General features: G+C 72.4%; 14 protein-coding genes. 2 read left to right on the top strand and 12 right to left on the bottom strand.

All coding sequences use genetic code 11. The features are described from left to right. Positions 1 to 137: 137 nt before the first annotated feature. The 5 genes from ACFUPX_RS24870 to ACFUPX_RS24850 form a co-directional block, all read right to left on the bottom strand. Positions 138 to 305 (bottom strand): hypothetical protein, encoded by a 168-nt coding sequence (locus ACFUPX_RS24870; protein ID WP_383326599.1) that lies wholly within the window; start codon positions 303 to 305, stop codon positions 138 to 140. Between the two features lie 286 nt (positions 306 to 591). After that, positions 592 to 2,142, bottom strand: a complete 1,551-nt coding sequence (locus ACFUPX_RS24865) for a SulP family inorganic anion transporter (protein ID WP_383326596.1) — start codon at positions 2,140 to 2,142, stop codon at positions 592 to 594. Between the two features lie 54 nt (positions 2,143 to 2,196). Then, a complete protein-coding gene (locus ACFUPX_RS24860) occupies positions 2,197 to 2,838 on the bottom strand; it encodes a carbonic anhydrase (RefSeq protein WP_383326593.1) in 642 nt (213 codons plus the stop codon). 336 nt (positions 2,839 to 3,174) lie between these two features. Continuing rightward, positions 3,175 to 3,690 (bottom strand): DUF5709 domain-containing protein, encoded by a 516-nt coding sequence (locus ACFUPX_RS24855; protein WP_383326590.1) that lies wholly within the window; start codon positions 3,688 to 3,690, stop codon positions 3,175 to 3,177. A 102-nt stretch (positions 3,691 to 3,792) separates the two neighbouring features. Beyond that, complete coding sequence (locus ACFUPX_RS24850; RefSeq protein WP_383326587.1) at positions 3,793 to 5,067, bottom strand: PP2C family protein-serine/threonine phosphatase; 1,275 nt, start codon at positions 5,065 to 5,067, stop codon at positions 3,793 to 3,795. 251 nt (positions 5,068 to 5,318) lie between these two features. On the opposite strand from ACFUPX_RS24850, the gene ACFUPX_RS24845 reads away from it, so the two are divergent. Beyond that, a complete protein-coding gene (locus ACFUPX_RS24845) occupies positions 5,319 to 5,501 on the top strand; it encodes a hypothetical protein (RefSeq protein ID WP_383326584.1) in 183 nt (60 codons plus the stop codon). Positions 5,502 to 5,609: 108 nt separating this feature from the next. Next, positions 5,610 to 6,632, top strand: a complete 1,023-nt coding sequence (locus ACFUPX_RS24840) for a PHP domain-containing protein (protein WP_383326581.1) — start codon at positions 5,610 to 5,612, stop codon at positions 6,630 to 6,632. Positions 6,633 to 6,648: 16 nt separating this feature from the next. Here ACFUPX_RS24840 and ACFUPX_RS24835 read toward each other — a convergent pair whose 3' ends face one another. The 7 genes from ACFUPX_RS24835 to ACFUPX_RS24805 form a co-directional block, all read right to left on the bottom strand. After that, positions 6,649 to 8,745, bottom strand: coding sequence for a xanthine dehydrogenase family protein molybdopterin-binding subunit (locus ACFUPX_RS24835; protein WP_383326578.1), 2,097 nt, complete (start codon positions 8,743 to 8,745; stop codon positions 6,649 to 6,651). Positions 8,746 to 8,790: 45 nt separating this feature from the next. Then, a complete protein-coding gene (locus ACFUPX_RS24830) occupies positions 8,791 to 9,786 on the bottom strand; it encodes an FAD binding domain-containing protein (protein WP_383326575.1) in 996 nt (331 codons plus the stop codon). Further along, positions 9,783 to 10,316 (bottom strand): 2Fe-2S iron-sulfur cluster-binding protein, encoded by a 534-nt coding sequence (locus ACFUPX_RS24825; RefSeq protein ID WP_383326573.1) that lies wholly within the window; start codon positions 10,314 to 10,316, stop codon positions 9,783 to 9,785. The genes ACFUPX_RS24830 and ACFUPX_RS24825 overlap by 4 nt, the downstream gene beginning before the upstream one ends. Before the next feature lie 181 nt (positions 10,317 to 10,497). Beyond that, positions 10,498 to 10,872 carry a hypothetical protein gene (locus ACFUPX_RS24820; RefSeq protein WP_383326570.1) on the bottom strand — a complete coding sequence of 125 codons (375 nt, stop codon included), beginning with the start codon at positions 10,870 to 10,872 and terminating at the stop codon, positions 10,498 to 10,500. Between the two features lie 78 nt (positions 10,873 to 10,950). Continuing rightward, positions 10,951 to 11,343 (bottom strand): roadblock/LC7 domain-containing protein, encoded by a 393-nt coding sequence (locus tag ACFUPX_RS24815; RefSeq protein WP_383326567.1) that lies wholly within the window; start codon positions 11,341 to 11,343, stop codon positions 10,951 to 10,953. 82 nt (positions 11,344 to 11,425) lie between these two features. Continuing rightward, positions 11,426 to 12,202: a transcriptional regulator gene (locus ACFUPX_RS24810; RefSeq protein ID WP_383326565.1), complete on the bottom strand. Its 777-nt coding sequence runs from the start codon at positions 12,200 to 12,202 to the stop codon at positions 11,426 to 11,428. Beyond that, positions 12,199 to 12,603 (bottom strand): hypothetical protein, encoded by a 405-nt coding sequence (locus ACFUPX_RS24805; protein ID WP_383326562.1) that lies wholly within the window; start codon positions 12,601 to 12,603, stop codon positions 12,199 to 12,201. The genes ACFUPX_RS24810 and ACFUPX_RS24805 overlap by 4 nt, the downstream gene beginning before the upstream one ends. Between the last annotated feature and the right edge of the window lie 9 nt (positions 12,604 to 12,612).

Below are 12,612 nucleotides of genomic sequence, written 5' to 3'. Positions count from 1 at the left end.
CGCCCGGGGGGGGGGGGGGGGGGGGGGCCCCGGGGGGGGGGGGGGGGGGGGGGGGGGGGGGGGGGGGGGGGGGCCCCCCCGCCGCCAGGGGGGGGGGGGCGGCCCCGCGGCATCAGCGGCTCAGGAGATGCGGCCGTTCAGGAGATACAGCCGCTCTTGCCGGTGGCGCTGATGCAGCCGCTCTTGGGCGCCGAGCTGATGCAGCCGTCCTTCGAGCCCTGCCCGGCGCCGGACTGGGCCGAGTTGGTGGCGACCCACTTCTGCCACACGGACTCCTGGGTCATGCGCTTGATGAGCTGCTCCATGGTGAAACCTCCATAGATAGTTGCTATGTGGCAATAGCTGCCGGATTGATGGAGAACGCGACTTTCGCCCCATCCCTTTGAAGGTAAAGAGATGGTCAAGGGAAAGTCAATGGGGGTGGACTGGATGGCTGAACCGCATGCCGACGTCCGGTTGTTGCCTGAACGCAGGCGGGCCCGGGGTTACGCGGGCATGCCGATGTGGCCCACCGCGGGGCCATGCGTGGGGCCGTGCACCGTCTGCCGCCGGGGCGGGCGGCAGACGGCGATCAGGGGCGGACGCCCGGATTCAGTGGCGTGCGGGAGCCTGCGAGGTGGAGCTCTCGGTCCCGGAAGCGGCCATCGGAGACGTCTTCATGCGCACGGCTTCCGTACCGCTGTCGTTGTGCCGCAGCGCCCAGTTCTCCAGCGTCGTACGGCAGGCGTGATCCAGATGGCGCACCGCCGTCAGATCCAGCTCGATGGGCCGGTCCTTGGGCAGCGCCTCCAGCGTCTCCAGGATGCGCGGAAGTCGCAGGAACGTGGCGTTGCCCGTGAGGGTCACCACCATCCGGCCACCGGTCAACTCCCGTACGTCCAGGTTCACATGGGAGGTGTCCCAGGCGGACTTGACCACCGCGAGCACGAGGCCGAGCACCACGCCCTCGAACATGTTGGTCACCACGATGGCGATCGCGGTGGTGGCAAGGATCAGGGCCTCGCCCCGGTGGGCACGGGCGAGCGGGACGATCTCCTTGACGGGGATCAGCTTGCAGCCCGCGTGGACCAGGACACCGGCGAGCGCCGCCAGCGGGATGATGCCGAGCGCGGCCGGCAGCAGCACGGCGAACAGCAGCAGCCACGCGCCGTGCAGGATGCGCGAGAGCGGTGTGCGGGCGCCGGCCTCGACGTTGGCCGAGCTGCGCACGATGACCGCGGTCATGGGCAGGGCGCCCAGGACGCCGCACACCGTGTTGCCGACGCCCTGGGCGACGAGCTCCTTGTCGTACTGCGTGCGTGGCCCGTCGTGCATGCGGTCCACGGCCGCGGCGCTGAACAGCGATTCGGCCGATGCGATGAGGGTGAACGCGAGGACCGTGCCGAGTACGGCCACACTGCCCAGGGCCGCCAGGTCGCCGAACCCCGGCGGCTGGACGGCGTCGACGAGGCCGCGCACCGTCACGTTGGCCACGTCCAGGCCGAGCCCGGCGGAGAAGGCGGTGGCCAGCGCCACGGCCGCCAGCGGGGCGGGTACCACGCGCACGGCCGTGGGCAGCTTCGGCCACAGCACGAGCACGGCGATGGTGCCAAGGCCCAGGGCCGCGGCGGTCAGTGAGGCGGTGTCACCCAGCACGTCGACCAGGAGGCCGGGCAGCCCGGCTATCTTGTCGAGCCCGGAGCGTGGCTGCTCGGACCCGGCCATGGTGTACAGCTGGCCGAGGATCAGTACGAGTCCGATGCCCGCCAGCATGCCCTGGACGACGGACACGGAGATGGCGCGGAACCAGCGCCCGCAGCGCAGCAGGCCGAGGGCGATCTGCAGCGCGCCGGTGAGCAGCACGATGGCGCCGAGCATGCCGAGCCCGAACTCCTGCACCGCCTCGAATACGAGGACGGTGAGGCCTGCGGCGGGCCCGCTCACCTGGAGGGAACTGCCCGGCAGGAAGCCGACGACCAGGCCGCCGACGATGCCGGTGACCAGGCCCAGTTCGGCGGGCACCCCGGAGGCGACGGCCACGCCGACGCACAGCGGCAGGGCCACCAGGAAGACGACGAGCGAGGCGAGGAAGTCCTGGCGCTTGACGCCCGGTTCACGCAACGGGCGGAAGGGGGAGCGGAGCGAAGAGAGGAAAGTGGACATGAGGGTGGGGGGTCCTGTCGTGGGAGCGGTCCGGTCGGTGGGGCGCGGCGGCTCTCACAGCGGACCGAACGCCGGCCGTTCGTCGAACGACGGGCGATGAGCGGTCACGGTGCCGGTGTGCACCTCGTAGTACCAGGCGTGCAGGGTGAGTGAGCCGTCGTCGACCCGCTCTCGCACACAGGGGTACGCGCGCAACCTCTCCACCTGCGCGAGCACGTGTGTCTGCACGGCTTCCGCCACGTCCGCGGAGGCCGGGACGAGGGAGCGCACCGCGGCGTCCGGGGCGACGGAGTGGTCCAGCCAGTCGCGCACGGCCGGGACGGCCGACAGGTCTTCGCCCCGCACCAGGGCGCCCACCGCGCCGCAGTGCGAGTGCCCGCAGACGACGATGTCGCGGACTCCGAGCACGCACACCGCGTACTCGATGGTGGCCGCCTCGCTCATGGGGCGGCCCTCCCGGCCGGTGTCGTCGGCGCGGGGGTAGGGGGGTACGACGTTGCCCGCCGTACGCAGTTCGAAGAGTTCGCCGGGGCGTGCGCCGGTGATCAGGGCCGGTACGACGCGTGAGTCGGAGCACGTGACGAACAGGGCTTCGGGCGATTGCCCGGCCCCCAGGGCCTGGAAGGCCGCTGCGTTGTGAGGGTCCGCGACGTGTGTCGCGGCGAAGGAACGGGCGTTGTCGATCAGGGACTTCATGATGGCCTGCCTCCTGCGTCGCTGCGGCGGAGCCGGGACGCGGTGTGGTCGGGTCGATGGTGACAGTGAGGCGGCGCGGGCCGCTGAGTGACAGCGGGCTCCACGTCGCCCCGGAGAACAGCCTGCACTTCAGCTGTGTCTCTCACTTTGCCATCGCATTAACCTCGGATGACAGGGCAAAAATCTGCCAAAGATTGAGTAATAAACGCCCCTGAACTGGCAGTTGATCGAACCCTCAACCGTTGGGCAAGGGTTCATGTGGAGATCATGTGGAGTCCGCGAGGTCATTCCGTTCGCACGCGCTTGCAGTCGCGACGGGCGCCCGCGCGTGCCTCCTCAGCCCGCGGAGTCCGTCCGGTCGGCGGCGTCCGCGTCGATGACGTGCACCGCGGCCTCCTCGGCGGAGGCCGCTCCGCCGTCGATGCCCATGTTCTCGCCGATCATGTCCTGCTCGGCGTCGGACTCCGGGTCCTGGCTCGCCCCGTCGTCGGGGGCGAACAGGCGACCGGCGCGGGCGTCCCCGACCTGACTCTCGTCGATCGGCTCGCCGTCGGTGTCGGTCGTGTCCCCGATGCCGTCGTCGTCATCGGCCGGGCCGGGAACCTGGAGCGCGGGGTCCGGCCGCTCCTCGGAGAGGCGTTCCGACAGGCTCTCGCCGTCCTGCTGTTCCTGGGCGGTGGTGCCGGTGTGGGCCACGCCAAGAGGCCGCTCGGGCGGCGACCAGCCCTCGTCGTACGGATCCGCCCCGCGGTCGCTGAGCGTGTCCTCCGCGTCGAGGATGCCCTCGTCCTCGCGGACCTCCTCCGCGTCGGGCTGGTAGACCTCGTCGCCCATGACCTCGTCGTTCCCCATGGTGCTCGTCCTCCTTCACGCACGACTGATGGTGCTGCTGTGCCGTGTATCCACCCTGATCGAGAACACACGTTCCGGCATGCGGGGAGCTGAGCGGCGAACTCACCCCGTTCCCGGCGGGCGCCATTCGAGGAGCAGCAGCGTCGCGTCGTCGCGCAGCTGGTTGTCCTGCCGGTCCAGGATGGAGTGGATGAGCTGACGCAGTGCCTCCGGCGCGGGTTCGCCCGCGGCGGTCGCGCGGATGATGCTGTCCGTGAACCGTTCGAGACCGAACTCGGCGCCTCCGCCCGTCCGCAGCTCGGTGACGCCGTCGGTGTACATCAGCACCCGGTCGCCCGGTTCCAGCGCCTCTTCGTGCACCTGCCACGCCACGTCGGCCAGCAGGGCGGGCGTCCCCATGGGCGGCTGGGCGGGCCGCTCCAGAGCGCGGTCGAGCACGCGGTGGTCCCGGATCAGCAGCGGCGGCGGATGGCCGCAGTTGCACCACCGCAGCAGGCCTTCGGCCAGGTCGAGCTGGGCGAGGATCCCGGTGCAGAACTGCTCCGGCAGCCACCCGGCCAGCGCGTGCTGGACGGTGTCGACGAGCTCGGGCAGCTCGGCCTCGGCCCGGCGGGCGTTGCGGCAGCCTGCCATGGCCACGGCGGTCGTGAGACCCGACGCGAGGTTGTGGCCCATGGCGTCCAGGATCGCCACGTGCAGGGTCGAAGGCGTCAGGGAGTGATCGAAGGCGTCGCCGCCGATCTCGTACGCCGGTTCGAGCACGGCGGTCGAGATCACATGGGAGTTGCCGATCGTCCTGGGCGGCAGGAAGGCCCGCAGCATCTCGGCGGGAAGCTGCATGGCCTCGGAGCGCGTCCGGCGCGCGAAGCTGTCGCTCGAAGCCCGCTTGGAGGTGATCGTCATGGCCAGGACCGAGGCCAGCATGCGGCAGCGGCGCAGCAGCGCGACGTCGATGACCGACGCCGTCGCGCCGATCACCCCCAGGCGCTCGGCGCCGTCGATCAGCGGCAGCCAGGCGACGATCTTGCCCTGGGGCAGCTCCTCGACCCGCAGCGCGTGCGCCCGGTAGGCCGAACCGGCGACGGAGGCGTCCACATTGAGGGTGGGCGGACCCTCGCCCAGGGGCACCAGGTACCGCTGCTGAAGATCCACGAGGTACACGTCGACCCGGTCGAGCCCGACGGCGTCGGCGAACCGCTGGGCCAGGGCGGGCAGCTCCATCGGCGCCGCCGCGTGCGCCGAAGCGAGCAGCTGCTCGAACAGCTGCTCCCCGGGGCCGGGCTGCCGGGGGCTCCGCTTCCCGGGGCCGAAGCTTCCGGAGCTGGAGCCTGCGGATCCGGAGCTGCCGGGGCCGGGCTCCGTGGGCTCGCTCGACATCTGTGATCACCGCCTCACCAGCAGTCTCACATCGGGCCCCGCATCCCGCCCGGCTGCGACCGGGAGGGAAGCGCGTTTCGCCGGTGCCCGCCGGAATTCCGGCGTACGCGGGCCCTCTCCGGTACGCCGGGGCGGCGGTCCCGGCGGCCGACCCCGGTCCGCGGAGGCCCGCGAGCGCAGCGTAAGGTCGCGGACCGGCCGCATGCGGCCGAACAGACCAATACAGTCCCCCGAACAAGGAGCCGCTGGTCATGCCAGCCAATGACGCCGCTCAGGCGCCGATCTACGACACCCTCGTCCAGGAACACGGCGACGTCCTCGCGACAGCCCGCAAGGCCGCCGAGGAGACCCAGCAGAGAGCCGAGGCCGTGCTGGACTTCAGGGGACCGGTCACGGTCGTCCCGGACGCACCCTCCGCCGAGTCCGCGGCGTAGACACTCCGCGGGGCCGGGAGGCCGGGGCCCTCACATGCCCCGCGGCCCTTTGTGGGCGACGCTGGAAGCACACGTACGCCGTCGCACTCACGACGGCCGGAGGTGCCGATGGACCCCGTCGACGCGCTGGAACGGATCGCCTTCCTGCTGGAGCGCGGTCGCGCCCCGACCTACCGGGTGCGGGCCTTTCGCACGGCAGCCGCGGTGGTCGGCGAGCTGGCCGAAGGCGAGGCCGCGCGGCGCGTCGCCGACGGGTCCCTGGAGTCGCTCAAAGGGATAGGCCCCAAGACCGCCGGGGTGGTCCGCGAGGCGCTGGACGGCGACGTGCCGGGATATCTGGAGCGTCTCGAGAGTGAGGCGGACACCCCGCTCGTCGAGGGCGGCGCCCGGCTGCGGGCGCTGCTGCGCGGCGACTGCCACCTGCACTCCGACTGGTCCGACGGCGGCAGCCCGATCGAGGAGATGGGCCGGGCGGCCCGTTCGCTCGGCCATGAGTGGGCCGTCCTCACCGACCACTCGCCCCGCCTGACCATCGCCCGCGGCCTGTCGCCGGAGCGGCTGCGCGAGCAGCTGGCGGTGGTGGCCGGCCTCAACGAGCGCTGGGCACCCTTCCGGCTGCTCACGGGTATCGAGTGCGACATCCTCGACGACGGCTCGCTCGACCAGGAGCCCGAGCTGCTCGACCAGCTCGACGTGGTGGTCGTCTCCGTGCACTCCAAGCTCCGCATGGACGCCGACGCGATGACCCGGCGCATGGTCGCCGCCGTCAGCAACCCCCGGGCCGACGTGCTGGGGCACTGCACGGGCCGGCTCGTCACCGGGCGGGGGCGGCCGGAGTCGCAGTTCGACGCCGACGCGGTGTTCGCCGCGTGCGCGGCCGCCGGCACGGCGGTGGAGATCAACAGCCGTCCGGAGCGGCTCGACCCGCCGCGTCGGCTGCTGCGCCGGGCCGTGGCCGCCGGAGTGCTGTTCTCCGTGGACACCGACGCGCACGCGCCGGGTCAGCTGGACTGGCAGGTGTTCGGGTGCGCTCGCGCCGAGGAGTGCGGGGTGCCCGCCGAGCGCGTGGTGACGACCTGGACGGCACAGGAGCTGCTGGCCTGGACGGCAAAGAGCCGGGCCGCCGCCTGAGAGCTCCCCGCCGGGCTCAGTTGCCGCCCGCCAGGATCCGGTCCGGGGTGAGGGGCAGTTCGCGCACCCGCAGACCGGTCGCGTGGTGCACCGCGTTGCCGATGGCCGCTGCCGTCCCGACGATGCCGATCTCGCCGATGCCCTTGCTGCCCATGGGGTTGAGGTGGGGGTCGTCCTCGTCGATCCAGTGCGCCTCGATCGCGGGTACGTCCGCGTGCGCCGGTACGTGATAGGCGGCGAGGTCCGCCTCCGTGAAGTCGCCGAAGGCCGCGTCCATGGTGCTGCCCTCGGTCAGCGCCATGCCCAGGCCCATCGTCATCGCGCCGATGAACTGCGAGCGCGCGGTGCGGGAGTTGAGGATGTGCCCGGCCGCGTAGATGCCGAGCAGCCGCCGCACCCTGACCTCGCCGGACACCGTGTCGACACCGACCTCGGCGAAGTGGGCGCCGAAGGAGTGCCGGGAGTAGTCGCTGTCCGCGTCGGCCTCGCCCGCCGTGTCGGCGGTGGCGCCCACGCCCTCCGGGGGCAGCTGCTGCCCCTGCTGTCCGGCCAGGCGCGCCGCCAGCCGCGTACAGGCCTCGTGGACGGCCCAGCCCCAGGAGCCCGTCCCGCAGGAACCGCCCGCCAGCGGTGCGGCCGGAAGGTCGCTGTTGCCGATGTCGGCGCGCACGGAATCCAGCGGCACGCCGAGCACGTCGGCGGCGACCTGGGCGAGCACGGTGCGGGCGCCCTGGCCGATGTCGGTGGCGTTGACGCGGATGACGAAGCTGCCGTCCGGGTAGGCGTGCGCACTCGCCCGGCTCGGGGAGAGGACCACCGGATACGTCGCCGCGGCGACCCCGCTGCCCACCAGGACGGGTCCCTCGGCGCGCGAGCGCGGGCGCGGGTCGCGCTCCGACCAGCCGAAGCGACGGGCACCCTCGCGCAGGCACTCGGCGAGGTGACGGCTGCTGAAGGGCTTGGAGCTGTCGGGTTCCGTCTGCGTGTCGTTGCGCACGCGCAGCTCGACGGGGTCGATGCCGAGGGCCATGGCGAGTTCGTCCATCGCCGACTCCAGCGCGTACATACCGGGCGCCTCGCCCGGGGCGCGCATCCACGAGGGGCTCGGCACGTCGAGCGCCAGCACGCGCTGGGTGGTGCGGGCGTGCGGCGAGGGGTACATGACGCGCGTGGGGGCGGTGGCCGTCTCGACGAACTCCTTGATACGCGAGGTGTGCGCGGTCACTTCATGGATCAGGGAGGTCAGCGTGCCGTCCGCGTCCGCGCCCAGCCGCACCCGGTGCAGTGTCGGGGAGCGGTGGCCCACCACCGCGGCCAACTGGCGCCGGGGCAGGACGAGTTTGACGGGCCTGCCGGTCGCACGTGTGGCCATGGAGGCGAGCACCACGTGCGGGCGGGGCGTGCCCTTGGAGCCGAAGCCGCCGCCCACGTGCTCGGAGACGACCGTGATCTGCTCCTTCGGCAGCGCGAACAGGCCGGCCAGGGCGTCGCGGACGGTGGTGGCGCCCTGGCTGCTGTCGTGCACGGTCAGGTGGTCGTCCTGCCAGTGGGCGGTGGCCGCGTGGGGCTCCATGGGGTGGTTGTGCAGCGGCGGCACCCGGTAGGCGACATCGACGCCGACGGCCGCCGAGGCGAACGCGCTGTCCGCGTCGCCGCGCGTGTGCTCGCCCGAAGTGCCGTCCGAGTCCTCGGGGACGTAGGCGTCGGGGTGATCGGCCTTCAGGGTGACGTCGTGCGGTTCCTCCGCGTAGGTGACCTGGACGGCCGCGGCGCCCTCGCGTGCCGCCTCCAGCGTGTCCGCGACGACGAGCGCGACGTACCAGCCGCGGTGCGGCACGCGCGCGTCCTGCAGCACGGCGAGGGTGGCGTCGTCCGGCTTCTCCAGGCGCGGCGCGTTCAGATGCGTGAGGACCTCGACGACGCCGGGCAGCGCCAGGGCCGCCGTGGCGTCGACGGCGCTCACCGCGCCGCGCGCCACCGTCGCGGGCACCGGCCAGGCGTAGGCGCACCCCTCGGGGGTGTGCTCGGCGGCGTAGCGGGCGGTCCCGGTCACCTTCTGGGGGCCCTCCCTGCGCTCGGCGGGCGCCCCGAGGGCGCTGACGGTGTCCGGCATGGGGTTCTCCCTGGGAGCGGGGGGGGGGCACAGGCGGGGTCGTGGTCAGGAAGCGGCGGGCGCGTCGGCCAGGCGCCGCAGGACGTCACAGGCGAGATTGCGGGCGAGCGGCACCTTGAACGCGTTGTCCCGCAGCGGCTCGGCCGCGGAGAGCTCGGCGTCCACGGCTCGACGGAAGGCCTCGTCGCCCGGCGGCCCGCCCAGTAGCTCCTGCTCGGCGCGCAGGGCACGCCAGGGCCGGTGCGCCAGGCCGCCGAACGCGATCCGCACGTGGCGTACGACGGAGTCCTCGACGTCGAGGACCACGGCGACCGAGGCGAGCGCGAAGGCGTACGAGGCGCGGTCGCGGGCCTTGCGATAGGCGGAGGGCAGCCTCGCCGCCGCGGGCGGGAGCAGCACCGCGGTGATCAGCTCGCCGGGTGCGATCTCGGTGTCCAGGTCAGGGCGGTCACCGGGCAGACGGTGGAAATCGGTGACGGGCAGGGTGCGCCGCCCCCGGACTCCATGCAGCTCCACCTGGGCGTCGAGCGCGGCGAGCGCGACCGCCATGTCCGAGGGGTGGGTGGCGATGCACTGCGGCGAGTGGCCGAGGACCGCGTGGTCGCGGTGGACGCCGTCGCGTGCCCCGCAGCCGGTGCCGGGCTCGCGCTTGTTGCACGGCTTGCTCAGGTCCTGGAAGTAGGGGCAGCGGGTGCGCTGAAGCAGGTTGCCGCCGGTCGTGGCCACGTTGCGCAGCTGCCCCGACGCCCCCGCGAGCAGCGCCTGGCTGAGCACGGGGTAGCGGTCGCGCACCAGCGGATGGGCGGCGAGGTCGCTGTTGCGCACCGTGGCGCCGGCCCTGAGCGACCCGTCGGGCAGCTCCTCCACCGCGTCCAGCGGCAGTCTGCTGACGTCGATCAGGGTCCCGGGGCGCTCCACGCCCAGCTTCATCAGGTCGACGAGGTTGGTGCCCCCGCCCAGATAGCGGGAGCCCTGCCGTCCCGCGTGGGCCGCGGCCGCCTCTTCGACGCTGTACGCGCGCACGTACCGGAAGGGCTTCACCGGGTCACGTCCTCGACGGCCTCGACGATGTGCGGATAGGCACCGCAACGGCACAGGTTGCCGCTGAGCCGCTCCCGGATCTCCTCCCGGGTCAGCTCCACGGGCGCGCCGGTGGCCGCGGCGGGGTCCGTCACGTGCGAGGCATGGCCCGCGGCGGCCTCCGCCAGGGCGCCGACGGTCGAGCAGATCTGCCCCGGGGTGCAGTAACCGCACTGGAAGGCGTCACGCTCCAGGAAGGCCCGCTGCACGGGATGCAGGCCTTCGCCGTCATCGTCGCCGAGCCCTTCGACCGTGGTGATCTCGCACCCCTCGTGGGCGACGGCGAGCAGCAGACAGCTGTTCGCGCGGCGTCCGTCGACCAGGACGGTGCAGGCACCGCACTGACCGTGATCGCAGCCCTTCTTGGCACCGGTGAGATCCAGCTGCTCGCGCAGGACGTCCAGCAGCGTCGAACGGTGGTCGACGGTGATGCTGCGGGGCCCGTCGTTCACCGTCAGGCGCACTTGTGCGTGGAACACATCGGTTCCCATGGTGCTCCGCTCCCTGGTCGACGCGTGGTCAATGAGGTGACCGCGTATCCAGCCTGAGTCAGGACACCCGTTCTGGCATGCCGGGATCACGCGGGTGGCGTATCGGCGGCAGCGGCCGGCGCCGCACCCTGAGGGGCGCGGCGCCGTGGACCGGGGCGGTGTCGTGCGGGGGGACGCCGGATCACACGTCCATGTCCGCCTCGATCCGCTTGAGTTGATGGCGGGCCATGGCCAGGTTGGCGCGGTCCTTGTCGAGGGCCAGGTAGAGGAAGAGCCCGTTGTTGTTGCGCCCCTTGATGAGCCGGATCAGGTGGTACTGGCTGCTGAGCGAGATCAGGATGTCCTCGATCTCGTCCTTGAGCCCCAGCATTTCCATGGTGCGCAGCTTGGCGCGCACCACGTCCGTGTTCCCGGCCGCGGCGACCGAGAGGTCCAGGTCCTTGCCGCCGCCCAGGGTGCCCAGGGCCATGCCGCTCGTGTAGTCGACCAGGGCCGCGCCGATGACGCCCTCGATGGAGGTGGTGGCTTCCTTGAGCGCGGTTTCCGTGTTGCTCATGAGTTTGCTCCCTTTCCGTCTGCTGGATGCCCGTGATGAGGGCGATGAAGGTGATGAGGGTGAGGTGGGGGGCATGGGTCAGTTCTCCTCCGCTCGTTCGACGGCGGCGTCGACCAGCTCTCCGATACAGGCGCTGGACCGGCGGGCCTCCAGGTGCAGCCGGCCCACGTTGATGTGCGGCTCGGCCAGCAGCGTCAGCACGGCGGACGAACCGGCGGCGTACGTGGCGACGTATCCGTGCTCGCCCCGGATGAGCAGTTCCCGGAAGCCGCCCTGGTGGGTCGCTTCGGACAGGCGCAGGGCCACCCCGAGCGCCGCGGCGGTCAGCGCCGAGACGCCCTCGGCCTCCACGTCCGTGGCGTCCTGGGCCAGCACAAGGCCGTCCACGCTGGCCGCGAGTGCGCCCCTGAGCTGCGGAATCCGGGTGCGCAGGCGTCTCAGTTCGTTCAGTACGTCGGCTTCGGAGCCCATCAGGTGTCTCCTCTCGGCGCGCTTGAAGAGCGCGAAGAGCTTCATGAGGGCTGGTGCCCGGCCCGGTGTGGGGAAGGCGGCGTCATGGGCTCGCCTCCAGTGCGTCGCGCACCCGGCGCAGCAGGGCGATGTCCGGGTCCTCGGAGGGCTGTACGCACCACAGGGCGACCGGGGGATCCACCGGTTCGGGAGGCCGTGGTGTGTGGACGAGACCGGCGGCGGCCAGTCGCCGGACCTCGAGCAGGGTGTGGAACGCCGGGCGGCCGAGTGCCCAGGCGATCTCCGTCGGCGTACGACTGCCGTCGGCGAGCCGCAGCACCTCGCGCTGGCGGTCGCCGATCATCTGGCCGGGGGCGGGCGCGCGGGGCACGACGGGGGCCGTGTCGATCACCGAGTCGGGCCAGACGCTGTCGAGGAGTTCGCGGCGGCGCCGCGTCTCGCGGGCCACGGTCATGGCCGGTACGGGATGTATCTGCCCGAGCCAGTGGGCGACGCCGTAGCGGAACCGGGTGGCGCCCCCGGGTGGTTCGAGGACGAAGAACGCGGCGTCGAAGAGCGCGCCGAGGTGGCACAGCTCCAGCTCGCCCGCGGCCACCCGGCCGCTGTCGATCAGATGCTGCCCGACCGCGTGCCGGGGCCCCGCCTGCGAAAGGGCGTCCTGCCAGCCCTGCGGGGGCAGCATTCCACCGGTGGTCAGCAGCACGTCGATGCCGGGCGCCGCCGGGCTCTCGGCGTGCACGACGTGCCCCTGGGAGAGGTAGAGGACCCCCTGGTCGCGCAGGAGCGCGCCGGTGGCGTGCTCCTCGGCGAGACGCAGCAGCATCGGCGAGGTGGCGAGGCGGGTCTGAGCGGCACTCATACCAGGACCAGACGGTCGGAGATGTCCCGCAGCCGCATGCGCGCGAGCGCGAGGTTGCCCGTGTGACGGTCGAGCCACAGATGCAGGAAGACGCTGCTGTCGAACGTGGTCTCCACGAAGCGGATCAGGTGGAAACCGGTGCGGGTGGTGAGCATCAGGTCTTCGACGGGCAGGCCCTTGGCGTCCGGTTCCTCGAACGCCCCGTCGGCGGGCGCGAACGCCTGGTACTCGGCGGCGGCCCGCGCCACCTCCGCGGTCTCCGCGGCGGTCGCCTCATGGTCGCCGTTGGGCGATTCGCCGACCGAACCAAGGGCGAGCCCACTGGTCCAGTCGACGATCGCGGCCCCGCGTGCACCGGGCAGTGTCATCGCTTCGAGCAGACACTCGTCGATTCCGGGCACGCGGCTTCC

The sequence above is a fragment of the Streptomyces sp. NPDC057302 genome, assembly GCF_042667685.1.
Taxonomy (GTDB): Bacteria; Actinomycetota; Actinomycetes; order Streptomycetales; family Streptomycetaceae; genus Streptomyces.
This window is presented reverse-complemented; position numbering and strand designations above follow the sequence as displayed.